This window comes from Paenibacillus sp. J22P90 (assembly GCF_059692195.1).
Genome location: NZ_JCAUAY010000001.1, coordinates 500,165 through 523,408 on the forward strand (window position 1 = coordinate 500,165; position 23,244 = coordinate 523,408).

At 40.9% G+C, this 23,244-nt stretch carries 22 protein-coding genes; 17 read left to right on the top strand and 5 right to left on the bottom strand.

Features of this window, described 5'->3' with window-relative positions:
* Positions 1-353: 353 nt before the first annotated feature.
* Complete coding sequence (locus tag AC58UX_RS01910; protein WP_497249171.1) at positions 354-2,207, bottom strand: LamG-like jellyroll fold domain-containing protein; 1,854 nt, start codon at positions 2,205-2,207, stop codon at positions 354-356.
* A gap of 803 nt (positions 2,208-3,010) precedes the next feature.
* On the opposite strand from AC58UX_RS01910, the gene AC58UX_RS01915 reads away from it, so the two are divergent.
* The 17 genes from AC58UX_RS01915 (at position 3,011) to AC58UX_RS01995 (ending at position 18,865) form a co-directional block, all read left to right on the top strand.
* Positions 3,011-3,883, top strand: a complete 873-nt coding sequence (locus AC58UX_RS01915; RefSeq protein WP_497249173.1) for a glycoside hydrolase family 88 protein — start codon at positions 3,011-3,013, stop codon at positions 3,881-3,883.
* A 22-nt stretch (positions 3,884-3,905) separates the two neighbouring features.
* Positions 3,906-4,586, top strand: a complete 681-nt coding sequence (locus tag AC58UX_RS01920) for a hypothetical protein (protein WP_497249175.1) — start codon at positions 3,906-3,908, stop codon at positions 4,584-4,586.
* Positions 4,587-4,621: 35 nt separating this feature from the next.
* Positions 4,622-4,993 carry a hypothetical protein gene (locus tag AC58UX_RS01925; protein ID WP_497250028.1) on the top strand — a complete coding sequence of 124 codons (372 nt, stop codon included), beginning with the start codon at positions 4,622-4,624 and terminating at the stop codon, positions 4,991-4,993.
* A gap of 35 nt (positions 4,994-5,028) precedes the next feature.
* Positions 5,029-5,241 carry a polysaccharide lyase family 8 super-sandwich domain-containing protein gene (locus tag AC58UX_RS01930; RefSeq protein WP_497249177.1) on the top strand — a complete coding sequence of 71 codons (213 nt, stop codon included), beginning with the start codon at positions 5,029-5,031 and terminating at the stop codon, positions 5,239-5,241.
* Between the two features lie 603 nt (positions 5,242-5,844).
* The gene (locus AC58UX_RS01935) at positions 5,845-7,173 is read left to right on the top strand and encodes an ABC transporter substrate-binding protein (protein WP_497249179.1); all 1,329 of its coding nucleotides are present in this window, start codon (positions 5,845-5,847) and stop codon (positions 7,171-7,173) included.
* A 119-nt stretch (positions 7,174-7,292) separates the two neighbouring features.
* Complete coding sequence (locus AC58UX_RS01940) at positions 7,293-8,153, top strand: carbohydrate ABC transporter permease (protein ID WP_497249181.1); 861 nt, start codon at positions 7,293-7,295, stop codon at positions 8,151-8,153.
* Between the two features lie 3 nt (positions 8,154-8,156).
* On the top strand, positions 8,157-8,966 hold the full coding sequence (locus AC58UX_RS01945) for a carbohydrate ABC transporter permease (RefSeq protein WP_497249183.1): 810 nt from the start codon (positions 8,157-8,159) through the stop codon (positions 8,964-8,966).
* A gap of 206 nt (positions 8,967-9,172) precedes the next feature.
* The gene (locus AC58UX_RS01950) at positions 9,173-9,436 is read left to right on the top strand and encodes a hypothetical protein (protein ID WP_497250074.1); all 264 of its coding nucleotides are present in this window, start codon (positions 9,173-9,175) and stop codon (positions 9,434-9,436) included.
* Positions 9,336-9,620 carry an RraA family protein gene (locus AC58UX_RS01955; protein WP_497249185.1) on the top strand — a complete coding sequence of 95 codons (285 nt, stop codon included), beginning with the start codon at positions 9,336-9,338 and terminating at the stop codon, positions 9,618-9,620. The genes AC58UX_RS01950 and AC58UX_RS01955 overlap by 101 nt, the downstream gene beginning before the upstream one ends.
* A 179-nt stretch (positions 9,621-9,799) precedes the next feature.
* Complete coding sequence (locus tag AC58UX_RS01960; RefSeq protein ID WP_497249187.1) at positions 9,800-11,512, top strand: sensor histidine kinase; 1,713 nt, start codon at positions 9,800-9,802, stop codon at positions 11,510-11,512.
* A gap of 37 nt (positions 11,513-11,549) precedes the next feature.
* Positions 11,550-13,187, top strand: coding sequence for a response regulator transcription factor (locus AC58UX_RS01965; protein WP_497249189.1), 1,638 nt, complete (start codon positions 11,550-11,552; stop codon positions 13,185-13,187).
* Positions 13,188-13,598: 411 nt separating this feature from the next.
* Complete coding sequence (locus tag AC58UX_RS01970; protein WP_497249191.1) at positions 13,599-14,270, top strand: GntR family transcriptional regulator; 672 nt, start codon at positions 13,599-13,601, stop codon at positions 14,268-14,270.
* Between the two features lie 77 nt (positions 14,271-14,347).
* Positions 14,348-15,025 carry an RraA family protein gene (locus AC58UX_RS01975; protein ID WP_497249193.1) on the top strand — a complete coding sequence of 226 codons (678 nt, stop codon included), beginning with the start codon at positions 14,348-14,350 and terminating at the stop codon, positions 15,023-15,025.
* A 39-nt stretch (positions 15,026-15,064) separates the two neighbouring features.
* A complete protein-coding gene (locus tag AC58UX_RS01980) occupies positions 15,065-16,132 on the top strand; it encodes a mannonate dehydratase (RefSeq protein ID WP_497249195.1) in 1,068 nt (355 codons plus the stop codon).
* Positions 16,133-16,150: 18 nt separating this feature from the next.
* Positions 16,151-16,930 carry a glucose 1-dehydrogenase gene (locus AC58UX_RS01985; protein ID WP_497249197.1) on the top strand — a complete coding sequence of 260 codons (780 nt, stop codon included), beginning with the start codon at positions 16,151-16,153 and terminating at the stop codon, positions 16,928-16,930.
* Between the two features lie 19 nt (positions 16,931-16,949).
* Entirely contained in the window at positions 16,950-17,966 is a 1,017-nt protein-coding gene (locus AC58UX_RS01990; RefSeq protein WP_497249199.1) for an aldose 1-epimerase, read from the top strand.
* 20 nt (positions 17,967-17,986) lie between these two features.
* The gene (locus AC58UX_RS01995; protein ID WP_497249201.1) at positions 17,987-18,865 is read left to right on the top strand and encodes a helix-turn-helix domain-containing protein; all 879 of its coding nucleotides are present in this window, start codon (positions 17,987-17,989) and stop codon (positions 18,863-18,865) included.
* 54 nt (positions 18,866-18,919) lie between these two features.
* Here the strand turns inward: AC58UX_RS01995 and AC58UX_RS02000 are convergent, their stop codons facing one another.
* The 4 genes from AC58UX_RS02000 to AC58UX_RS02015 all read right to left on the bottom strand — a co-directional run bounded on the left by AC58UX_RS02000 (position 18,920) and on the right by AC58UX_RS02015 (position 23,207).
* Complete coding sequence (locus tag AC58UX_RS02000) at positions 18,920-19,801, bottom strand: creatininase family protein (protein ID WP_497249203.1); 882 nt, start codon at positions 19,799-19,801, stop codon at positions 18,920-18,922.
* A gap of 22 nt (positions 19,802-19,823) precedes the next feature.
* Positions 19,824-20,819: an aldo/keto reductase gene (locus AC58UX_RS02005; RefSeq protein WP_497249205.1), complete on the bottom strand. Its 996-nt coding sequence runs from the start codon at positions 20,817-20,819 to the stop codon at positions 19,824-19,826.
* A gap of 25 nt (positions 20,820-20,844) precedes the next feature.
* Positions 20,845-22,215 carry a hypothetical protein gene (locus tag AC58UX_RS02010; protein WP_497249207.1) on the bottom strand — a complete coding sequence of 457 codons (1,371 nt, stop codon included), beginning with the start codon at positions 22,213-22,215 and terminating at the stop codon, positions 20,845-20,847.
* A 110-nt stretch (positions 22,216-22,325) separates the two neighbouring features.
* Positions 22,326-23,207: a helix-turn-helix domain-containing protein gene (locus AC58UX_RS02015; protein WP_497249209.1), complete on the bottom strand. Its 882-nt coding sequence runs from the start codon at positions 23,205-23,207 to the stop codon at positions 22,326-22,328.
* Positions 23,208-23,244 lie beyond the last annotated feature (37 nt).

Sequence of the window (23,244 nt, forward strand, 5' to 3'; positions counted from 1 at the left end):
GAATCGACAAACACAGGGCTGTCTAGAAAGTCAATAAAAACTGACTTTCTAGACAGCCCTGTGTTTATTAAGTGTTAAAAAAAGCACAAAACCAGCTAATGTTTGTCAAGTTTCTCGTCTGGGTACTTAAAATATTTTCCTTATAGACTCCACGTTCTGCGCATTCATTTTCATAAAGTTTCAAATACAATATGCCCGCCCCCAAAAGACAAAATGTCTCCAAAAACATCATAAGCATACAACTAGTATTTCCATCTAATGAAACAAACAATAGGGGGCGGGTCAGACCACGGTCAAAAGGCTAGATTAAGATTGTCTAAAAAAATCAGTTTATTTCAATTTTTCTTTCAGGTTTACTTAGCTAAATTAGCTATCTCGATATCGCTTAAAGCACGGTCATAGATCCGAATATCATCCAGATAACCATTCCAGTAACCGGCACTTGAACTGGCTGGTCCTGTCCCCGCATCATTAAGTTTTGCGCCTATGCCTAGTGGGTTCAAGCTTGTTTTTAATGTTCCGCCATAAGGGGCGCTTCCGACCATCGTGCCGTTCCGATATAGCTTTATATTCGACCCGTCGGCTACCACGGCGACATGTTGCCAACTGCCCGTCGGTATTGGATTGGATGCACCCTCTTTCACTTCGACGGTAGTGCCGTTGGATTGCGTCATAAATACATCCAAATTCCCGCTCGTCCCAAACAAGCCCAGATGTATCTGTCCCACGGAACTCATTCCCCAGTCTTTGAGGATCGTCCCCCAAGTATTTCGTGAATTTGCATATACCCATGCCGTATAAGTAGCCGTAGTAGTCGGTTTCGGATAATTATTGATTATTGCGTAATTATTCGTTCCGTTGAAACTCAGCGAGTTATTGATTTTACCGGTTGCCCATGTCGCTCCAGATACATTAGCCGAATTTCCATTTCCAGAAGAATCGGCTGCCGTGGTAGCAGAAGTTTCATCGAATTTCCACCAGCCCTTAGTCGGATTCTCCCCGTACTTTGAAAGAGTTAAAATATCTGCTGCGCTGAGTGCCCAATTATATACTTTAACATCGTCCAAATATCCGTTCCAATAACCTGCACTAGAGCTGGCAGGTCCTGTTCCTGCGTCATTAAGTTTTGCGCCTATTCCTAGCGGGTTCAAGCTTGTTTTTAATGTTCCGTCATAAGGGGCGCTTCCGACCATCGTGCCGTTCCGATATAGCTTTATATTCGACCCGTCAGCCACCACAGCGACATGTTGCCAACTGCCCGTCGGTATTGGATTGGATGCACCTTCTCTCACTTCGACGGTAGTGCCGTTGGATTGCGTCATAAATACATCCAAATCCCCGCTCGTCCCAAACAAGCCCAAATGTATCTGCCCCACGGAACTCATTCCCCAGTTTTTGAGGATCGTCCCCCAAGTGTTTCGTGAATTAGCAAATACCCATGCCGTATAAGTCGCCGTAGTAGTCGGTTTCGGATAATTATTGATTAGGGCGTAATCACTCGTTCCGTTGAAATTCAACGAGTTATTAATTTTACCGGTTGCCCATGTCGCTCCAGATACATTAGCCGAATTTCCATTTCCAGAGGAATCGGCTGCCGTGGTACCAGAAGTTTCATCGAATTTCCACCATCCGTTCTGAGTGGTGCTAGTCGTAGTCGTAGCAGTCCCATACACTCTAAACTCGAGTATCCTTGCACATCTATAAGTGGTTTCTGTTTGAGGATTTGTAATATACAATCTCACATACCTTCCAGTTGCAGTTACATTGTGATCTGTTATATTTGCAGTATTTCCCGTCACAATATCCACATCTGTAAAGTTCGTTCCATCACTGCTTACTTGAAATTTAAAATCCCTGGTATTGAGCGACTGTGTTCCAAATGATGCATATAAACCTCCATGTTCAATCACATATCTCGAAATGTTGTAGGATTGACCAAGGTCAATCTGTAGCCAGTGAGTCTCTCCCCCAGCCGATGTCCAGAAAGTATTCGATTTCTCATCGACTGCTTTAGCTGGTTCATAGCCCGAGACACCAGTTGAACTTGCAGTTGCGGTTGCATTCAAAGCCGCATTACCATTTATTGAGTACTTGAGATCTATAAGTTGTGCTTTCTGATCAGCATTCCAGGAACCATCTCTATTCGTTTGAATATCAAGTCCAATTGGCCGATGTAAATCATTATTAAATTTGACCCTGTTTATCATGTCATTAGTTGAATAGTGTAACCCAGACGAAAACCAACCACTGCCTAAATGATCCAACTCAAATCCTTGAACCTTATCTCGTCACCTGCAATCGGCCAAATCGCTATGGCATATAAAGCACCATAGCTGTCTGCTTGTGCTGGAAAGCCAGCTTCCGTCCTTCATCCCACAAGGCAATTTCCGTATTCTTGCACATCTATAAGTGGTTTCTGTTTGAGGATTTGTAATATACAATCTCACATACCTTCCAGTTGCAGTTACATTGTGATCTGTTATATTTGCAGTATTTCCCGTCACGATGAGGTGATTATGTGAAATGGAATTTGACAACAAACGAAAAATTAATTCTCCATAATCAGTATAGTATTTTAGAGAAGATAGACTCTGAAAACGCTACTAACTATTTCTAGATAATTATGCTGAAAATGATATATTAGGAATTTTAACATGAACCACATTTAGTAGAATTACAGTTTATTTTCTTAATATTGAATTCAAAAATTTTAGAAGTTTGTTATGCTAAAAGATCTGATTTATGAGAATAAAAAGTACTTAAACCTTTGACTAATTAGTCATAGCTTAAGTACTTTTTTTTGTTTAGAGCAGTGCAAGGGAAATTAAAAACCTTATTCATTTTATGTATAAATAATGTATAAGACCATACGCGGTTTTTCGCAATAATTATGAAAAAAGCAGCCTTCCAGCAATGATAGCCCCTTCTATTTTCTCAGTAAATATGAAAATGGTCCATGATAAATCAAAGGTTTTTAATCCATTTTTCTCAGGAATTATGACGCCACACATTGGCTCGTTGGATAGAAGGGAATAAGCATAAACGTAAAGATATACTTGCTGTCAATGCGACAGCTCCCTATGCGATTTTCCCCGCCATTTATGAGAAAACGAAAGATGAATTTTACTTGAATGAAGCGATCATTCATGGCGATTGGTTAATGAAGGAAGCGGCGCGGACGCAAGCCGGGGCGCTTCAGCATACCGTCAATACTGTCAGCACGAATGAGAAGCTGCGGGAGCAAGTATGGGCAGACACGATTTTCATGGGGGTGCTGTTCCTTGCGCGGTTAACGCGAATTACCGGCAACGTGGACTATGTGAAGGAAGCTGTACGACAGTTGGAGCTTCATTATGAGGTGTTGCAGGATCAGCAGACCGGCGTATTGTTCCACGGGTACAATTGCGGGACGGGGGATCATATGTCTGCGGCGAGATGGACGCGAGGCAATTCATGGATTGTGATTGGCACACCGGCAATCATTCAAGAAGCGAAACGAGCAGGTATAGATACGTCTTCTTTGACGAAACCATATCAAACGCTCATCGATGGGCTAGTTGGGTACCAAAGTGATAATGGCTTGTGGCACACGGTGATGGATTATCCAGATTATTACCAAGAAAGCTCAGGCAGCGCAGGTATTGCAAAAGGTATTGCTATGGCAGTTCGACTAGGCTTGTTACATTCATCCTATATTGTATATGCAGAACGTGGCTTTTATGGAATCATTAGCAAACTGAGTGTAGAAGGGGAAGTTACTCAAGTATCAGGCGGCACACCGATCATGGCAACCATTGAAGATTATAGCAACTTAACCTGTTACCCCACGTTGTATGGCCAAGGACTTGCACTGATGCTGCTTATCGAATTCTTGGAAGATTAAGGGTAATAGGAGAGTAATCATTATGCCGAATGACACCAATTTACTTTTTGCAATAATGAGAGGGAAATGGCTGGATTGGGTGACAGGGAGTCAATCCTATGATTGTAACGATATTCAGATTAAGTTTAAAGTTAGAGCTATTCATGAAGTGGTGAGCAACGAGCAGCAATTGGGCTTCTGGGATACGATGAATAAACAAGATCGGCTTGATTACTTATGGTCGGATTTAGCGAGCACAACAGATAATAACATTATCACACGTACCTACGCTAGAGTCCGGGCCATGGCGCTTGCTTACCGCACTTATGGCGGGGCGCATTATGGCAATCATGTGCTGAGAGCTGACATTCTTTATGCCCTGGATTGGCTGCACGCCAATCGATTCTATGTCGGTCGCCAAGATCAAGGCTGGTATGGCTTAGAAATTGGCCTCCCCTTAGAGCTAGGGGCGATTATGAATCTGATGTACGAGGATTTGAGGCCGAAGCAACGCAATGATTGGACAGCTGTTTTTGATTATTATTGTCCTAACTTAGCCGGTAAAGGCTACGAATATTGGGGTGCTAACCGCGTTTGGCGGTGCTTGGCTCTGACGCTAATCGGCATGGTGACAGATGTCGCGGACAAGCTGATGAAAGCACGAGATGGTTTGAGTGATGTAACAGACGGTCATCAGGGTGAGCATAGTATTTCAAATATGTAACAGATGGCGACGGCTTCTATGAGGATGGATCTTTCATCCAGCATGAGGATTATGCTTATACGGCTGGATATGGGAAAACGATGATTCGAGATGTTCCGTTCATTATGTATCTGCTGGGTGATACGCCCTGGTGTGTAAGGGATCCTGAGAGCTCTCATGTTTGGGAATGGGTGTATGTCTTCTATGAGCCAATTCTCGTTAAAGGTGCAGCGATGGATATGGTTCGCGGGCGTGAAATTGCGCGTGAAGACATGAGTGATCGCGTTGCTGGACATCAAATTATGGAGGGCATCCTGCTTGCTTCGTTATGTGCGCCAAGTGAACATGCGAGTGCTTTACAAGGGATGCTGAGAAGGTGGACTCGCGAGGACAGCAGCTGCCCACTTGTTGAAACGTATTGTAAGTAAAGATACTATCGCGGAAAGAGAACCGCTGACAGCTTGTGGATCTTCAGTGGGATGGATCGCGCCTTGAATCATCGCCCGCTGTGGTCAGTAGGCATCAGCATGAATTCGAAGAGTATCATTCCTTCAATTATGAAAATAAAAAAGCCTGGTACACGGCAGAGGGAATGTTATACCTGTATATGAAGGATTTAACTTCGTATGCGGATCATTTCTGGGCGACGGTCGATCCTAAACGACTGCCGGGCTAAGCCGGTTTGTATCTCCTGATTTGACTAGTTCGTTAGTATTAAAGAAGCAGAAAAATGTTAAGTCACGGACAAAAAAGGAATACTATGTTCAATTCAATAACTTTGGTAATTGGTTGTAAATAAATTTTTCAGATAATCGCTACAAAAAAGAGGTAGCAACATCAATAATTAGCTCCAATGTTAGTTACTTGGCATATGACAAAACGAAGTGCCATGGAGTTATTCGCAGAAATTAGTACATTAAAGGTTTGTCACCCTATTTAGTAAACATCTGTATACGATTTCTAAAGTGCTGGTTTAGTGGATTAGTTAAAGAACATCCTATGATGGATAGTCCTACTAACAATATTAAGCTACTGAAGGTAGAGTATGCAGAATCACATCTTCCATACATTATCATACAGTTTAGAAGATTGGATAATCCCATCTTATTCCAGGGTAAGTCTGAAATCTCGTTGAACATAGACTTATTCACTTTCCGAATTCATGTTAAATTAATAGCATTAAATTAATATCTTGCCATTTGAATTAGGTGGATTACTTGTTAATATTTCTTTAGTTCTTGTTCTAAGTACTGAAAAAAATCTGAGGAGGATAATCTTAATGAATTTAAAAATGAAGCAATGGACTGCAGTTGGGCTTGGAACTATCCTGATGGGCAGTTTGTTATCTGGATGCGGTGGAAATAGTACTCCCCAGGCAAACAGTAAAGCCCCACTTGACAAGGACAAGTCTTTGTCAGGAAAAAAGATTTCAGTCTATATGGGAAATGTGCCATGGTTAGAAGCGGTGAAGCCTCTGTTGCCAGAATTTGAATCAAAAACAGGCATCAAAGTGGATCTGCAAAGTTTTGAAGAAGGGCAGTTAACTCAAAAAATGACCGTCCAGCTTACAGCAAACTCTTCATCACCCGATGTGTTTTTTAGTCGTCCTTTAAATGATGCGAAGCAATTCTATAAAAACAAATGGGTGGAACCGCTAAATAAATACGTTAATCAGGATCCTGCCTATGATTTCAATGATATCTCGAAATCCGCTATTGCGTCTACCACTGTAGAAGATACGATCACATCTATTCCGATTGCTGCGGATCAAGAAATTCTTTATTACCGTAAAGATTTGTTGGAAAAAGCGGGCATACCAGTACCGAAAACTTTAGACGAGCTTGAAGCCTCTGCCAAAAAACTACATGATCCAAACAATGGACTGTATGGATTCGTAGCTAGAGGTGAAAGAAACTCGCTGGTTACACAAGTTTCTTCCTACTTGTACTCAGAGGGAGGAGATTTTATTAAGGATGGTAAAGCAGTTGTCAATTCGCCGGAATCGTTGAAAGGCTTTAACAGATATGTGGGTCTATTAAAAAATTACGGTCCTCCCGGGGTTTTAAATATGTCATGGCCACAAGCGATGGGTATTTTTTCGCAAGGTAAAGCTGTATTCTACACGGATGGAACTTCCATTTCTTCTAATGCTTTAGATAAAGAGAAATCACTAGTTTACGACAAAGTTGGTTTTGCTGTATTTCCTGCCGGGGCTGCGGGTCCAAAACCTTATGCTGCCGCAATTGCTGGATTAGCAATGAATAGCCAATCCACTAACAAGGATGCAGCATGGGCCTTCATTCAATGGGCAACGAGTAAAGAAATTAGCTTAAAGGCACAAATTAAAGGAAATACAGGCGTACGTAATTCCGTATGGGAAAACCCAGAAGGGAAAAAGGCATTTCCGGCAGATCTAGTATCGGTTATGGAACAATCCAATAAAATTGGCGTCGGTCATGATCGCCCTATGGTCATAAATGTAGGAGAGGCTCGTGACGTTGTAGGTAATATTGTCGTCAAAGCAATGACAGGCGAGGATATAAAAACAGCGGCAGAAAAAGCTAACTCAGAACTTCAAACTATTATCAATAAAGAAAATTCTAAGTAATTTAGTAGAAATATAATAATGATGACCTATTGCCTGATAGAACAATTCAGCCACTTGCAGGCAATAGGATCATCGGTCAAACTGGATAGGAAGAGTGAATGATTATGCGTATAGGCTGGTTGGATAAAAATATTAAATGGGTTTTTACAATGCCTGCTGTGTTATTTGTCCTCGTTATGATGGCTTTTCCTATCATCTATACACTGAGGATAAGTTTTTATGAGTGGGGTATGTCAGCAGCGAATCCGCCAATCTGGGTAGGGTTAGCGAACTATAAACAACTACTATTAGACGAACGGTTTTGGCAGTCAGTCACATCTACATTTTATTATACGGGTGTATCGTTAGTCGTAGAGACGGTCTTAGGCATCGCAATCGCTCTATTATTACATAAGGAATTTTTGGGGAAAGGCTTTGCCAAAACTCTATTTTTGTTACCTATGGTTGCGACACCTGTTGCTATGGGATTAGTATGGCTTCTAATTTATGAACCAACCATCGGTGTTGCGAATAGTTTTTTAAAACTATTCGGCTTTCAACAACTGTCTTGGTTAGGAAATGTGAATCTTGTCATTCCATCGTTGGCTATTATTGATATATGGCAATGGACCCCAATGATCAGTTTGATAGTTATGGCTGGTTTGTCAACGTTGCCCCATGAACCCTATGAGGCCGCTGATGTGGACGGGGCTTCTTCAAGGCAAAAGCTATTTTATATAACGCTGCCTCTATTACGTCCTACCATTATGGTTGCTGTTATGCTACGCCTTATCGATGTTCTTAAAGCATTTGATACGATTTATGCAACGACAAAAGGGGGGCCTGGCACATCTTCAGAAACATTGAATCTTTATGGTTATGTGCTTGGTTTTCAATATTTCAAGTTAGGGCTAGCTTCTTCATTGCTTATCATTTTCTTTTTAATAGTACTCGTGCTTACAATAGCACTGATTTGGTTACGTAAGCGGTTGGAGGTTTAATAAATGAAGAAAAAGAATAATAAGATGGTATTTCTGACAGCGTGGTTCGTTGTAATTCTTTTTGCATTTCCATTTGTTTGGATGATCTTGGCATCCTTTAAAAGTCAGGTGCAAATTTTATCAACTGACAATCTTTTTATTTTTAAACCTACTTTTCAGAACTATATTGCCGTGTTTAAAGAATACGAGTTTATTGAATTTATTATGAATAGTTTCGTTGTTGCAGTCGGTGCAACCCTTGGTTCTTTGCTGCTTGGCCTGCCTGCGGCATATGCAATAGCCAGGTATCGATTGGAGATGTATGGTCTAATTATTTTGGTTGCAAGAATTATTCCGGGGATTACATTCTTAATTCCTTGGTTTATTTTGTTCAATAAGATTCATTTGCTAGATACTTATTTAGCATTAATCCTTAGTCATATGCTAGTTTGTCTTCCTTTTATCGCATGGATAATGATCTCCTTTTTTGAGGCCTTACCACTAGAGATTGAAGAAGCAGCGCAAATCGATGGCTGCAGCAAATTCAAAGTATTTCTAACCATAGTGCTGCCAATTTCAGGGGCAGGTGTCATCACTGCTTCGTTGATGTCAATTATTTTCTCGTGGAACAATTTTATGTTTTCTATGATTTTGGCTGGTGATAAAACAAAAACACTTCCAGTAGCTGTTTTTAATTTCATTTCGACCGGTAGTGTTAATTGGGGGGGATTGATGTCAGCTGCCACTATTATCACTCTTCCTATATTAATCATTGCTTTGATTTCACAACGGTATATTGTGAATGGCCTTGCAGCTGGTGCTGTCAAAGGATAACTGAATACAAAGGGTTATTTGAGGAGATATACCAATGAGAGAATGGAACAATGACGACGAATTGATTGAACTGATTAAAAAGGAGCTCTATACACCAGTTGTTGGGGATATATTGGATGAAATGGGTCGTTATCATCAATTTCTTCCATAATGGATGCAATCTATTCGAAACTCAGATAGTTAGTTGGTAGAGCTATGCCTGTCTGATGATTGATGTATATGGCACCCAACGGGAACCATTCGGATTACTGACAGAAGCGCTTGACCAACTGCAAAAGAATGAAATTTATTTGGCTAGCGGTGGTGAAATGCGCTGTGCTTATTGGGGCGATATTTTGACGGCTACAGCCCGCCGATGTGGGGCAGCTGGTGCAAGTAATCAATGGATTTCACAGGGATACGCCTCAGGTATTAGAACAGAATTGGCCCGTTTTCAGTTATGGGAGGTATGCACAAGATTCATCAGTTAGAACGGAGGTTGCGGATTATTGGTGCAACATTGAAATCAATGGGACTTGGGTAGAGCCAGGGGATTCAATTTTTGGAGATCTCGATGGTGTTGTGTGTGGTATATTGCAAACAGAACAGCATCACCTATGTTCATTTTCGGAATGTGATAGGCAAAGGACCCAAATGACATGCAATGCTCCGTGACACGCTGGGATGGCTTATGCTTTAGGATATATGAAAGCAGCAATGAATATTGTAAAATCAGAATAACGAACAAACTCTATACCCTCGGATTTCCGAGGGTTGTGTGATTTTCTTTTACTTTTTCCTCTGTTTGGAAACAATGATATGTAGCAACACTTTCATAGAGGGGATATCATCTAATGAAAATCAGAATGAATATACTTGGTAAAATTATTACTTTGGTAGCTGCATTATTAATCCCTATAATTTTGTTGTATGGGTATTCATATATAACAAGTATCAAAGTGGTTAGGGAAACCATTGACAATGGAAATCAGAATAGACTTTTATTCTTTTTAAGTCAAATCGATTATTCAGTTGAGCAACTAACCAAATTTTCCGTTATTGTCAGTAGAAACAATGTTCTAAAAGATTACATGGAAAAACGCGATGTGGATCCTCCACCAGTTCAATTTCAAAAAAAACTAGTACTTGGTGAAATGCTTAATCTTCAGGTCGCAACCAATGGGTGGAATAATCAAATTATTTTGCACTTGCAGGATTATAGAGAAGTTATTTCAACTGACTTTTCAGTAGCATACGACGATAGTTATTTGAAGAATGTAGAATTGCAAAAGTGGTCATATCGTAGAATAAAGTTATATGGTGAGATACAATCGTTCTTCTCAAGAATTAGAGAGTCTGACCTACCCAATGTACTGATTGAGGTTAGGTTTACAGATGACAATCTTCGGAATATGTTAAATCAATTGAAAAGAGGGGGAGACGGTGAACCGTTCTTTTATCACCAAGGCTTTGAGCCAATATTAAACCAGACGGCTAATCAACAGCTAGTACAGCGAATTGTATCTCAGTTGGAACTTGGCAAAATGAGTAATAACGGAAGTCAAATTGTTAAAATCGACAAACAAAAATATTTGGTTAATTTTAATAAATCGGATGGATTAGGCTGGTATTTAGTCGACTTTGTACCTCTAGAAAGTATTTTATCCCCGATTACAACGAGCAGTATTTTATTTTATACATCAGTTGTTTCGCTTTTATTTATGAGTGTAATAGCCACCCTACTGTTATACAGAAATGTCCATAAGCCGATTCTTTTATTACAACGAGGGGTCAAGATGATTAAAGAAGGTCGATTCTCAACGAGACTCAAAGAGCAACCCAATAATGAATTTGGTTACTTATATGTTAGCTTCAACGAAATGGCTGACCAAATCCAAGAACTTATTGAAAATGTTTATAGTGAAAAACTACGCTCAAGAGAAGCAACTTTGAAGCATTTACAGTCACAAATAAATCCTCATTTCTTATACAATTGTTTATTCTATATAAAAAACATGGCTAATTTAGAGCAAAAAGAAGCTGTAATTGCTATGGCATTGAATTTAGGCGAATACTATCGATATACTACCCGATCTGAAAGTGCAATGACGACAATAAAAAAGGAAATGGAGCTAGTGGAAAATTATTTAATCATTCAAAATTTACGTATTCCCCGGTTTCATTATGAAATAGAGATTCCTGAGTATATGCTAGACTTGATTATACCAAGATTATTAATACAACCAATTGTTGAAAATGCAATTATTTATGGTGTCGAAGAAAGTCCGCATTTTGGCTTGGTCAACATCACTTGTAGTTCATCAAATGGTATGAATTTCGTTATCGTCGAGGATAATGGAAAAGGGATGACACCTGATGAAATAGTTGAATTACAAAGAAAAATTATGTTACCTCTTTCGAGCGAAATTGGTTGTGGAACTTGGAATGTACATCAAAGATTAAGTGGTTTATATCAAGGGAAATCAGGGCTGTATTTTTCTCAATCGCCCTTGGGTGGGTTGCGTGTTGAACTGATTTGGGAGAATAATGAGTCTCATGGTGATTGACAATAGGTAAGAGTTACAGAAAGGTAGGGTATGTAATATGTTTGAACTGCTTGTGGTTGATGACGAAGCTGGTGTTGTTGACAGTTTAGCGGATACCCTTCCATGGCAAGACATAGGAATAACGACTGTGTTTAAAGCATATTCGGGTTATGAAGCTCTGGAAATTCTAAAAACTAATTCTATCGATATTTTGATAACTGATATTCGTATGCCTGGCATGAACGGATTAGAATTGCTGGAGTTGGTGCGCAGCAAATGGAAAAAAACAAAATGTATTCTGCTTTCGGGACATGCCGACTTTTCTTACGCTCAAAAAGCGATACAGCATCATATTTATGGCTATCTACTTAAACCGGTTAGTGATAAAGAAGTTATGTTAAAGGTAAAAGAAGTTGTTGAGATCCTGCACAAAGAATGGGAAGAGAAGAAAGTATATCAAAATGCAATGCGTACATTGCAGGAACACCTTCCCAAATTACGAGGGGAAGTATTAAACGATCTTCTGCAAGGAAAAAAGTTTTCTGACAGTCTTTTATCGCAAAAACTGGAAATGTTGAATATAAAGGTGTTTAACAAACAAACAATTGCCTGCATGTTTGTTCGTTTGGAAGATCAGTTCTCTGAGATGGATGTATATAGCTTGTCTTTAATGGAGTATGCCATTGGCAATATGGCTGAGGAAATATTTGAGGATTATTTTACATTATGGCAGTGTAAAGATATGCATGGTTACCTAGTGTTTTTGGTAACAATTAAAAATGAAAATAGTGGGGGACTCGATAGCTCTTTTGATTACTTGAGATCGATGGAGGAGCAACTCCAGATGCTTGCTTCAAACTTACAGTTAAATATAAAACGGCATTTAAAAGGGAGCGTCTCAGTTTTAGTCAGTAAATGGGGGGGATTTCCTTACGATATTAATCGAATATACCAGAGTGTGTTAACCTCTATTCGTAGACAATTAGGAAACCAGAAAGAATTATTCATCACTGTAAGCAACGAAATGGAGCAGTTGTCCATACAATCTCTGCAAACCTTATACGAACCCCCCTTGTTAGTTCACTTATTGGAATCTGGAGATTGGAATGCTGCTGAACTTAAGATACAAAATATTATTGCTGAACTTAATGGGAAATGGAAGGAATCAAATGAATATTTAATTGAGGTTTATTTTTATATTTATGCAGCATTTAGCACTTTTGCTCATAAAAATGGACGTGAATTATCAGATATGATTGGACCAAAACTTGCGGACTCGGCTGGGCTGATCCCATGCCATACAATATTCACTATACAAAATTGGGCATTTCAAACCCTTGAAATACTAAAAAAATGTTTGGAGAATGAAACTAAAAATGATCATGAGAATATTGTTGAAAAAATACAGACGTTTGTAAAAAAGAATTTAGGCGAGGATGTTTCTTTACAGGCGATAGCTAATCATTTGTACATGCATCCTGTACATGTTTCTCGAGTATACAAAATGGAAACAGGTGGAAATGTAAGTGACTACATAACTCGATTAAAAATGGAAAAGGCAGTTTCTCTACTTATGGATAATTCATTAAAAATATATGAGGTTGCCTTACAGTTAGGTTATCAAAATCCAAATTATTTTATTAAAGTATTTAAGAAGTATTATTCTATAACCCCTCAAGAATATCGGGTAAGGTAGTTGTGTTGTAAAAGCTGGGGAGGCGGCATGTACCCAGAGTACTAAAAAAGGTGTTCATGGACATATTGCCCCAGCCATACAAGAATTAAGATTGAGAAATCCATACTACTAAGAAACACTGATTAGAGAAACAAAGTATCTGAACAATATCGTGTAGCAAGATTATCGTTTTATAGAGAAAATTATAAAATCAATTGTTGCTAGACCATTAGGAACTGGGGCGTAGGGGTGAAAACCTTCGATTTCGATGATCGAACGAACTCAAAACCAAAGGACTTTATTTCTTTATTTTACATAAGTACAAAATACATTTTTTAGCCGAACCTACTTGAATTTATCTACGGAAGAGGGTATGATATAACTGAAATCTGAAATTTCAGATTGCCCTGCTAGTGTGAAAGGGGGGAGCGTATGTACGAATTAGAGCATACTGAACTTTCAGAGAAAGTATATCATTTACTTAAGAAAAAGATTTTAAATCGTGAGTTTGTTGGTGGGCAAAGATTAGATATGAACGACTTATCACAAAAAATGAACATCAGTCGAACACCACTGAAGGATGCGGTCAATCGTCTGGTTCTTGAAGGTCTAATGGAAGTAAAGCCTCGGTCTGGGACATTTGTCGCTAGTTTAAATATTTCGGATATCGAAGAGGTTTCTGAAATTCGCTTAATGATTGAGCTGTGGTGTGTGTCTCATCTTACGGAGTTGAAAGCGCAGAAACTTGCTGGTACACTTGAAGAAATCCTTGAAAGTTGTAAAGAGACATTGACTGTAGAGCCCTTTCCTTTTGAAAATTTTCTTGAATTGGATGTTAGATTCCATCATGAAATTGTTCAGGCTGTGGACAATCAGCGTATGCTGGAGCAGTATAGGTCCATTAACAGTTTTCTGCATGCTGCAAGGATCTATTTCTTTCAAAGCTATGAACGTTCTTATTCGGGGCATGACGAACACATTGCGATTGTACAGGCAATAAAGCGTTACGATTTACAAGATGCCTGTGCAAAGCTTGAAGAGCACATTCGGAATAGTAAGATCAATATGATTGATCACTTAAGTGAAAATGGAGGGGGCTTATAACGAGTTCCCTTTCTATTTAAACTAAACTGAAATTTCACATTTCACATTTTAACTACATTGATAGAGGAGATAAAAACATGAACAATACTAAAGCGACTTCCATTGCAGGATACGATTTCGATTTTTTGGAGCAAAAATTATATTCGGCGGTTATTGGCGATATTTTGGATGATTTAGGCTATCGCAATCAAACTTTCGGTGCAGGACTACGCTTGATTGATCCTAATTTGAAGATTAGCGGACGTTCATTCACCGCACAAGCTACCAAAGTATTTAACATCCCAGAGGAGCCTTACAAATTGCAAATGGAAGCGATCGACGCGGTTTCACTTGGGGAAGTGTTTGTCGTTTCAACAGGGGCACCTGATGAGGCTGCATTCTGGGGCGAATTAATCTCAACAGCATGCCGGGCACGCGGCGGCAGAGGCGCAATCGTTGATGGTTTGAACCGTGATACGGCTAAAATTTTGGAGATGAAATTTCCTTTGGCCGCAAGAGGTCAGGTACCAACAGATTCGAAGGGGCGAGTAAATCTAATCAACTACCAAGAACCGATTGAGATCGACGGCGTACGCATCCATCCTGGGGATTATGTGTTTGCGGATATCGACGGTATTGTGTTTATTCCTCAAGCTATTGAGGAGGAAGTGATTGTGAAATCACTGGAAAAGGTCGAAGGTGAGAACTTGGTAAGGAAAGCCTTACAGGACGGCATGCTATGTACGGAAGCTTTTAAAACTTTTGGGATTCTATAAAGGACTTATTGATTTCATTTTAAAAAGAGGGGCGTTCTCATGAAGCTAGGTCTTGGATTATATCGCGATCGATTAACGAAAGAAAATTTTCAATTTGCCAAACAAGCTGGATGTACTCATATCGTTGCTCATTTGGTGGATTACTATAATGGTGTCGAAGGTTTGCCTTCTACGGATAAAGACCGTAACATGGGAATAGCAAGACCGAACGATGATGTCTGGTCTTATGAAAGCCTGATCGCATTAAAGAAATCGATGAACGAAGAAGGATTAGAGTTCGAGGCGATCGAAAATTTCAGTCCTGCGGATTGGTACGATATACTTATGGATGGCCCGACGCGAAAGGCACAGATCGAAAACTTGAAGATGATCATTCGCAACGTAGGAAAAGCTGGAATTCCGATCATTGGATACAATTTCAGTATCGCTGGTGTTTGGGGACATGTGAATCGTCCAGTGGCACGCGGAGGAGCCGTTACTGCAACTTTCAACCTCCAAGAAGGTCCAGAGGAAACGCCGATTCCGAACGGGCAGATTTGGAATATGACGTATGATTTTAATGCGCCAAAAGGTTTCATACCTCCAATTTCCTCAGCTGAGCTTTGGGAGAGATTAGAGCGATTCCTTAAAGAACTCATTCCCGTAGCAGAAGAAGCCGGTGTAAGATTGGCCGCTCATCCAGATGATCCTCCGATGCCAACGATCCGCGGATATGGTCGCTTGGTGAATCAGCCTCATTTGTATCAAAAGCTGCTTGATATCGTTCCTAGCCATAGCAATGCTTTGGAATTCTGTATGGGGACAATACAGGAAATGACTGATGGTAATGTCTATGAAGCGATTGACCAGTACAGCAAGCAAAATGCGATCGGATACGTACATTTTCGCAATGTCATCGGCAAAGTGCCGAACTATCAGGAAGTATTCGTGGATGAAGGCGATATCGATATGATCAAGGCGCTGCGTATTTTTAAGAAAAATAAGTTTGATGGTGTTTTCATTCCAGATCATACACCGCAGATGACGTGTAAAGCACCTTGGCATGCAGGAATGGCGTATGCATTAGGCTATATGAAGGCAGCGCTTTCCATCGTAAATAACGAATAACAGTTGGGAGGAAATCGAATGTTTACGGATCTGAGTGGAAAAGTAGCGGTGATTACGGGTGCTTCCAAAGGGATTGGACGCGGAATTGCAGTTCGATTTGGTCAGGAGAAGATGAAGGTTGTCGTCAACTATCATCACGATTCTGCGAAAGCCGAGGCTGTGGTGGAAGAAGTGAAGATGGCCGGAGGAGAGGCAATTGCTGTTCGTGCTGATGTAAGTAAAGAGGATGAGATCATACGCCTCATTGACACGGCCGTCGAGACATTCGGAAGCCTTGACGTTCTTGTTAATAATGCGGGGATTCAAACGACAGTTCCCTCCCACGAGTTAAGTTTGGAAGATTGGCACAAAGTCATGGATACGAACTTAACGGGCGCTTTCGTTGGTTGTCGTGAAGCCATCAAGTATATGCTGGCAAATAACATTCAAGGGAATATCATTAATGTGTCGAGTGTCCATCAAAAAATTCCTAAGCCTTTCCACGTTCATTATGCCTCAAGTAAAGGTGGATTAAGATTGTTGACCGAGACGCTTGCACTCGAATATGCCCCACACGGTATTCGCGTCAATACGATCGCGCCAGGCGCCATTGCTACACCTATGAATGAGCATATTCTGTCCGACCCCGAGCAAAATGATGTTGTACGTTCACTCATTCCAATGAACCGTATAGGTGAACCGAAGCAGATTGCATCAGCTGCTGCATGGCTAGCTTCAGAGGAAGCAAGTTATGTCACCGGAGTCACATTATTTGTCGATGGTGGTATGACGCTGTATCCATTTTTCTTGAAGGGGTAAGCGTAAAGGGGGAAGCACGTTGTCTAGTTATAGATCTCAACGAAATTACGGATGCCGGGTTCATGATCAATATCGCTATTTCGATATGCGAACAATTGTATTAGAAAATGAATTGGTGAGGATATCCATTTTGGTGGATAAAGGCACGGAGATGTTCGAGTTTCTATATAAGCCGAAGGATCTTGATTTTATGTGGCTAACCGAAAACGGTGTGCAAAATCCGAGTGCGTATTTGCCGACATCGCCTGATCCGATTTCTACCTTTATTGACTACTATCCAGGCGGATGGCAGGAGGTTTTCCCCAACGGCGGTCCGACAAGTACGTATCTTGGCGCACAGTTTGGACAGCATGGAGAAGTGGCCCACATGCCTTGGGAGTATAGCATCATGGAAGATACGCCTGAACGTATATCTGTTCAATTCCGCGTCAAGACGAAGAAGCTTCCTTGTCAGCTAATCAAAACCCTAACATTAGAAAGTGGATCTTCTTCTCTCCTTATCGAGGAGCAGCTAGAGAATTTGAGCGACGTTCCGTTGCGATACATGTGGGGGCAGCATATCGCTTTTGGTAAACCGTTCCTGGCACCAGGGTGCAGGATCACTGTACCAGATAATGTGAAAGTCATGACGGATTCACGCACAGGAGTGACATATGAATGGCCGGATGTCGCCGCAGCATCGGGGGATGTGAGGGATTTCTCTGAACTTCCGGCTAAGGGAACGCCGTCGGAGATGATGTACCTGACAGGCTTTGGAGAGCAAGCGTGGTATAGGGTTGAGAACAATGATATCGGCATGGGCATGCATGTGGAATGGGACGGAACTGAGATGCCGTACTTATGGTACTGGCAGGAGTACGGGGCAACCGAAGGGTATCCTTGGTTTGGACAGCATTACAATATTGGCTTGGAGCCGTTCTCTAGCTACCCGACGCGTGGGCTTGAAGAGGCAATCCGTAACGATAGCGCGGGGGCAATCGCTCCTAGAGAAACTAAGACATTTCGATTGAAAGCGTCGCCTTATCAGATGGGATAAATGGGTAAAGAGGGACAATAATGAAGAAAAGGGTACTCGAATATGTTGGTCTTGATCAATTCCCTTACGATTTAGTATACCGTAGAACAACCGAGAACGGCTTTGATATGTTTCACTCTCATCAAGGACTGGAACTGTACTATTTACATCAGGGCATAGGAGAAGTGATTGTTAATGGGAGTAGGTTTCCGCTGTGTGGAGGGACGTTACTTATCTTTCAGCCATTTCAATTGCACCGTATTCGGATGTTTCAAGAAGAGTCCTATATTAGAAGTTATCTTATACTAGAACCAAGTTTTATAGAATCTTATTTAATGCCATTTACTTACTTGGGGTCTTTTTTTAAAAAACTGTGTACAGAAGATCTGTCAATTCCTTATATGGAGGGGCTAACGGAAAATCATCCATTTGTGATGTTACTTCGGGAGCTTGATCAGTCACTAATGGTATCAAAATCCGATCGGATTCGGATGCAAGAGACCTACACGCTTTCCGTAATAGGTATACTTCAACATTTACAACAATACCTTCCACAAAAACCAATGCGAATGGAGAAAAGTAAAAGAGCGCTTTCTCATTCTGAGAAAGCAATCGCTTGGATAGAATGTAATTTAGCTAAGGAATTCCGAATTGAATTGCTGGCCAATGAGCTCCATCTAACCCCCAATCATTTGTCTGTGGTTTTTCATAATGAAATTGGATGCACGGTAGGTGAGTACGTTACGGCACGTCGCATTCATCACGCTCGTAGGCGTTTAATGGAGTCGGATGATCAAGTACAGGAAATTGCCCTGCAAATTGGAATACAGAGTGTATCCTATTTCTGCAAGTTGTTTAAAAAGCATAGTGGAGTCACACCGTATCAATTTCGGAAAAAAGAGTATAAAAGACTAATGTGAAACAACGCTCTTGCGGTCAGCAAGAGCGTTGTTTCACATCAGTAAGAATCAACTTTATCGATAGAACTTGGTATATTCGCCTTTTTTCCAACGGGAGTCCATCGAAACTGGAGTTTGTCCTTCACGTGGATGAAGCGTTACCCAGTCTTCTTCTTGACTGCATATAGATTCCCATATCTCCTCAGTCTCTTCGTAACTAATAAATTGTTCATCACATGCTGCTGTCATTTTCTCACGGAGATTGTGAACTATTTCTGTCAGAGACGTTATGCAGTAATTCACAATCAATTCGCCATATGCGGAAGTAGCCTGACCAGCACTTGAGTGGAGAGCGAAACTACCTCCCATACCAGGAACAGTCTCAAAATGCTTTAACTGTAGATTTATTAAATCAGGACGCATGTACATGAGTGTGGAAATTTCGTATTTTCCTGCATGATCACCCTGGAATTGTTCTGCAGCTAAATCAAAGTCGGTACCAAACCAGATATAAAAATCAAGATTTTTCATTATGGCAGCACATACTCGCTTTAGATCGTCGGGAAAGGCTCCACCATGGCCAGACAAAACAACGGCCGATCTGAATCCAGCGTTATAGAAAGAGCGAATTTGATAGAGAAACATTCGAAAGAAAACAAATGATGGTATTGAAGTCAATCTAGGATTTGTGTTACCTACATGATCCTCCAGAAAGCGGGCAGATGATCCTTGTTCATGAATATGGTAGGCCGAGGTCGGTGCAACAATTCCGCCTGCGCGGCGAGCAGTTTCTATACAGATAAATTCTGCCTTATAGGTATCTAGTCCGAATGCACTTATATGGCCGTGCGGTTCACATAATCCAAGTGGTAAATAGACCAATGGACATTGGTGAATAGCTTGGTGAAATTCGGAAGGGAACATTTCTGACCAAAGTACTTTTGTCGCATTTTCCATATTGAGCCCCCTTGTATGGGTGTTACATATGTCTTCTAGCATGATAAAAATTTCGTATCCAGCGGTGTTTATAGCAAAGTTCCTCAAATATGTCCGTAGGAAGGGGAACTTTACTAGCTGAGGCAATATTTTGTATGGCATGCTCGTGCACCTGCATGGATGCAATGGCCGTAGTAACGCCTGGATGTTGAATAGCGAAACGAATGGCAAGCTCTGCTAGAGAGTCTGCATACTGAGGAATATAATTTTTTAACCGATTTACTTTATCGATGTAAATTTGTCTCGGAAGAACATCAAAGTATCCTTTCCGGAAATCATCATCAGGGAATACCATGTTTTCTGTAAGAAAACCAGTTAAGCCACCTTCATCTAGGATAATTCGAGCGATAAATGCGACATTGTTATTTACGCATTCTGGTATTACCGCATCTAATGCAGTGGAATCAAAAATATTAAACAAAGCTTGAATAGCATTCACATGGCCTGAACGAATAAGTGGAATTACAAGATCATGACGATGGTCGATTGCGGAGATGCCAATAAAACGGATTTTCCCTTCTTCCTTTAACCGAATTAGTTCCTCCATCCAATAATCACTTTGATCCCAGAACGGCCAATATTTATGGAGCTGTAACAAATCAACGGACTCAACTTGTAATTCTCTAAGTGATTCTTCAAGGCTAGCACGTATTGTACCTAAAGGATAAGCATGTTCTACGGCGTGGGGTTGATGCCAGGCAGCTCCAGGATTGTTGGGATTACCTGGTAAAGCAGCGGCTTTAGTTGCCAGAAAGGGCTTCTCTCCAGCCCATTGCTTAAGAGCTTTACCGATCAATTCCTCTGAACGTCCGTAGTTTCTAGCCGTGTCTATAAAGGTAATGCCTTGCTCCAGTGAGAGTAGGAGAGAACGGATCATCGTTTTATCATCCTGTGCACCAAACATACCACTTAGACCCATGGCTCCGAAACCCAGTTTTGAGATACGCTGATCCGTTCCTGGAAAATTATTATATTTCATTCTACCAATAACCTCCCGTTTACAATTAATATTTATCATAAATTAATTCTTTTGTTGTGAAACCACACATTTCAGGGAAATTTTTCAATAAATGAGCGATTTGATCGTCGGGAATTCCGATGGATTCCAATCTCCGAGCGCGGACCCTTTCTTGGACAGATCGTGCTGTTTCAAAATCGTTAATATGCTCATAAAGCTTGGCGCCCCATTTTTTTCCGAAATCGACATGGAGCCTTTCATCGACGATATCGAACTCAGATTGGATAGCCGATAACGTATCACCAAATTTCCAAAAAGCATCTATTGATTTACGTTTTTTGAAGAAGGAGCAAGGTTCGGCAATCATAGTTAGCCCTGCATAAAATTCTGGGAAGACGTCATCTAGATTTTCTGGTGATAGAGCATTTGTACCTTGCCATAGGAATTCTTCCGTACGATGACCCCATTGAAGCAGTCGTCTAACACCCATTTGGCTATGACGGACTTCATCCCAGGTATGTCGGGCAACATCGATATAGAAATCTATAGGCATTCCCTGAACACCATAGTAAAGGTAAGACAACGATTCGGCAGAAGTCATTTCCGTGGCGTTAATAAATACCATCTGCTTAACACTATCGTTTACTGGGCTACTTGAATCACGAAGTAAATTGACTGCGCCATGCTTTGCAGGATCTAAGAGCGGAAACCGAGGGTCAGGAGCAGCGACAGCAGGCACAGGACCTGCGGGTTTGAAATCAGGCTGAATAGGCCATTCTGTAGTCTTCTTTCCTAAATTTCGAAATAAGAGTAAGGTTACTTGTCCTGCGTATTGAAGCCATTGATGATAGACTTGTTGAAGTTGGTTATTTTCCGAATATGCGAAGCGGGTATAGCGTTCTGTGTATTCAATTAGCTGTCTCCGATCAGTTTCCGCATCTCTTAGCGCATCGAAACTTGGAGAATCGAGAATGGGATCCATCTCGGAGCGCAGTCCGTCATAACTTTCGTACAGGGAGCGTAATAGCATGTTGTAACCCGCAGCAAATTCAGGGATGCCAGGAGCAATCGAGAGTCGATCGAATGCTTCTCGTATAACGATAGGAGTTCGTGAACGGTCATTGATACCTGGACCAGGTAGTTCATCGATTCTTTCACGAAGTCGTTTTAAGTGAATGGTATGCAGATAAGCGAACCGCATCAAGTCACCTTTAGCGTCCCAATCAGGAAACACGGAAACCCATCCCATTACCATGCGCGATAGCTCGAATTCAATCCAAAATAGCTGAAGCAATCGCTGATTCGTTTCAATTGGACGAAGTTGACGACTACTGTATTGATGAACGATACTGTCAGGCAATCCTTGTTGATCGATATCTACATCAAAATCCGTTTGAGATTCTTGATTATTCTCCATTGTAATAACCCTCCTGAATGAATAATGATTACATACTCATCATAAGCGTTTATTGTGATGAAAAGTGATCATCTACTATGGCAAAATAACGCATTCCTACGATTTACAAATTACATTTTCCTAAATTGACCTGGCGTCATTTTCGTTATTTTCTTAAATGCATTCGAGAAATGAGGCACATCGGTGAAACCGCAAAACTGTGCGATTTCCTCCATCGTGTAATCGCCTTGCTTAAGCAGTTCTCGGGAATGCTGGATCCTTAAATGTAAAAAATATTGATGCGGAGAAACACCGAATTTGTTTTTGAAAAGAGCAGAGAAACGCGAAGGAGAAAGTCGCGCTCGCTTCGCCATATCTTGAAGTGATAACGGTTCGGAAAGATGAATCGAAAAGTAAGAGGTGATCCAGTTCAAGGATTGCGGTTTGTGCGAGTGATCTTCTTGCTGAAGATCACTAAATTCTTTAAGAAGACCGAGGATCATCTCCTGGAGCAAATGATTAGCTTCCAGTTGGCTGATGACATCGCCATTCTGCCATAGACCAATCATTTTTAACAAGGATTCTTTATAGCTGGAATTATGCTGAAGTCGGAACTTTACTGGAATCGAGATATTCGGATAGTCGTTCAGACGCGGCTGTATGAGATGGTGATATTCGCTTAAATCAATAAGCCCCGGCTTCGTTGCGAAACTAATTTCCCGCTCTGGATGATAGAAAAGATCGAAATGAGCGAAAGGTGTGATCGTTCGAGTTATTCCTTTTAAAGAACAGAGAAGATCAGGTTGAATGAGACAGAAATCCCCTTCCGCGCATGTATAAGACACACCGTCTATTTCAAACTCACAGGTACCTTCCTGAATATAGATCAGTAAGTAGTCCAGAAGTTTACGGTTGGGAACCGTCCACCCCGGCTGCCTGATCGCATAGTCCGACTCTCGGATATAGGGGACGATCGGTTGATCTTTGATCACTTCAAGAAACGAACGATTCATGGTGGATCTCCTTTTTTGCCAGTAGATATAATAAGAT

Bases quoted from the DNA above. Each gene is read 5' to 3' on its own strand.
- AC58UX_RS01910 (WP_497249171.1), bottom strand. From the start codon at position 2,207: ATGATAAACAGGGTCAAATTTAATAATGATTTACATCGGCCAATTGGA.
- AC58UX_RS01920 (WP_497249175.1), top strand. From the start codon at position 3,906: ATGCCGAATGACACCAATTTACTTTTTGCAATAATGAGAGGGAAATGG.
- AC58UX_RS01935 (WP_497249179.1), top strand. From the start codon at position 5,845: ATGAATTTAAAAATGAAGCAATGGACTGCAGTTGGGCTTGGAACTATC.
- AC58UX_RS01945 (WP_497249183.1), top strand. From the start codon at position 8,157: ATGAAGAAAAAGAATAATAAGATGGTATTTCTGACAGCGTGGTTCGTT.
- AC58UX_RS01950 (WP_497250074.1), top strand. From the start codon at position 9,173: ATGATTGATGTATATGGCACCCAACGGGAACCATTCGGATTACTGACA.
- AC58UX_RS01960 (WP_497249187.1), top strand. From the start codon at position 9,800: ATGAAAATCAGAATGAATATACTTGGTAAAATTATTACTTTGGTAGCT.
- AC58UX_RS01965 (WP_497249189.1), top strand. From the start codon at position 11,550: ATGTTTGAACTGCTTGTGGTTGATGACGAAGCTGGTGTTGTTGACAGT.
- AC58UX_RS01970 (WP_497249191.1), top strand. From the start codon at position 13,599: ATGTACGAATTAGAGCATACTGAACTTTCAGAGAAAGTATATCATTTA.
- AC58UX_RS01975 (WP_497249193.1), top strand. From the start codon at position 14,348: ATGAACAATACTAAAGCGACTTCCATTGCAGGATACGATTTCGATTTT.
- AC58UX_RS01980 (WP_497249195.1), top strand. From the start codon at position 15,065: ATGAAGCTAGGTCTTGGATTATATCGCGATCGATTAACGAAAGAAAAT.
- AC58UX_RS01985 (WP_497249197.1), top strand. From the start codon at position 16,151: ATGTTTACGGATCTGAGTGGAAAAGTAGCGGTGATTACGGGTGCTTCC.
- AC58UX_RS01995 (WP_497249201.1), top strand. From the start codon at position 17,987: ATGAAGAAAAGGGTACTCGAATATGTTGGTCTTGATCAATTCCCTTAC.
- AC58UX_RS02000 (WP_497249203.1), bottom strand. From the start codon at position 19,801: ATGGAAAATGCGACAAAAGTACTTTGGTCAGAAATGTTCCCTTCCGAA.
- AC58UX_RS02005 (WP_497249205.1), bottom strand. From the start codon at position 20,819: ATGAAATATAATAATTTTCCAGGAACGGATCAGCGTATCTCAAAACTG.
- AC58UX_RS02010 (WP_497249207.1), bottom strand. From the start codon at position 22,215: ATGGAGAATAATCAAGAATCTCAAACGGATTTTGATGTAGATATCGAT.
- AC58UX_RS02015 (WP_497249209.1), bottom strand. From the start codon at position 23,207: ATGAATCGTTCGTTTCTTGAAGTGATCAAAGATCAACCGATCGTCCCC.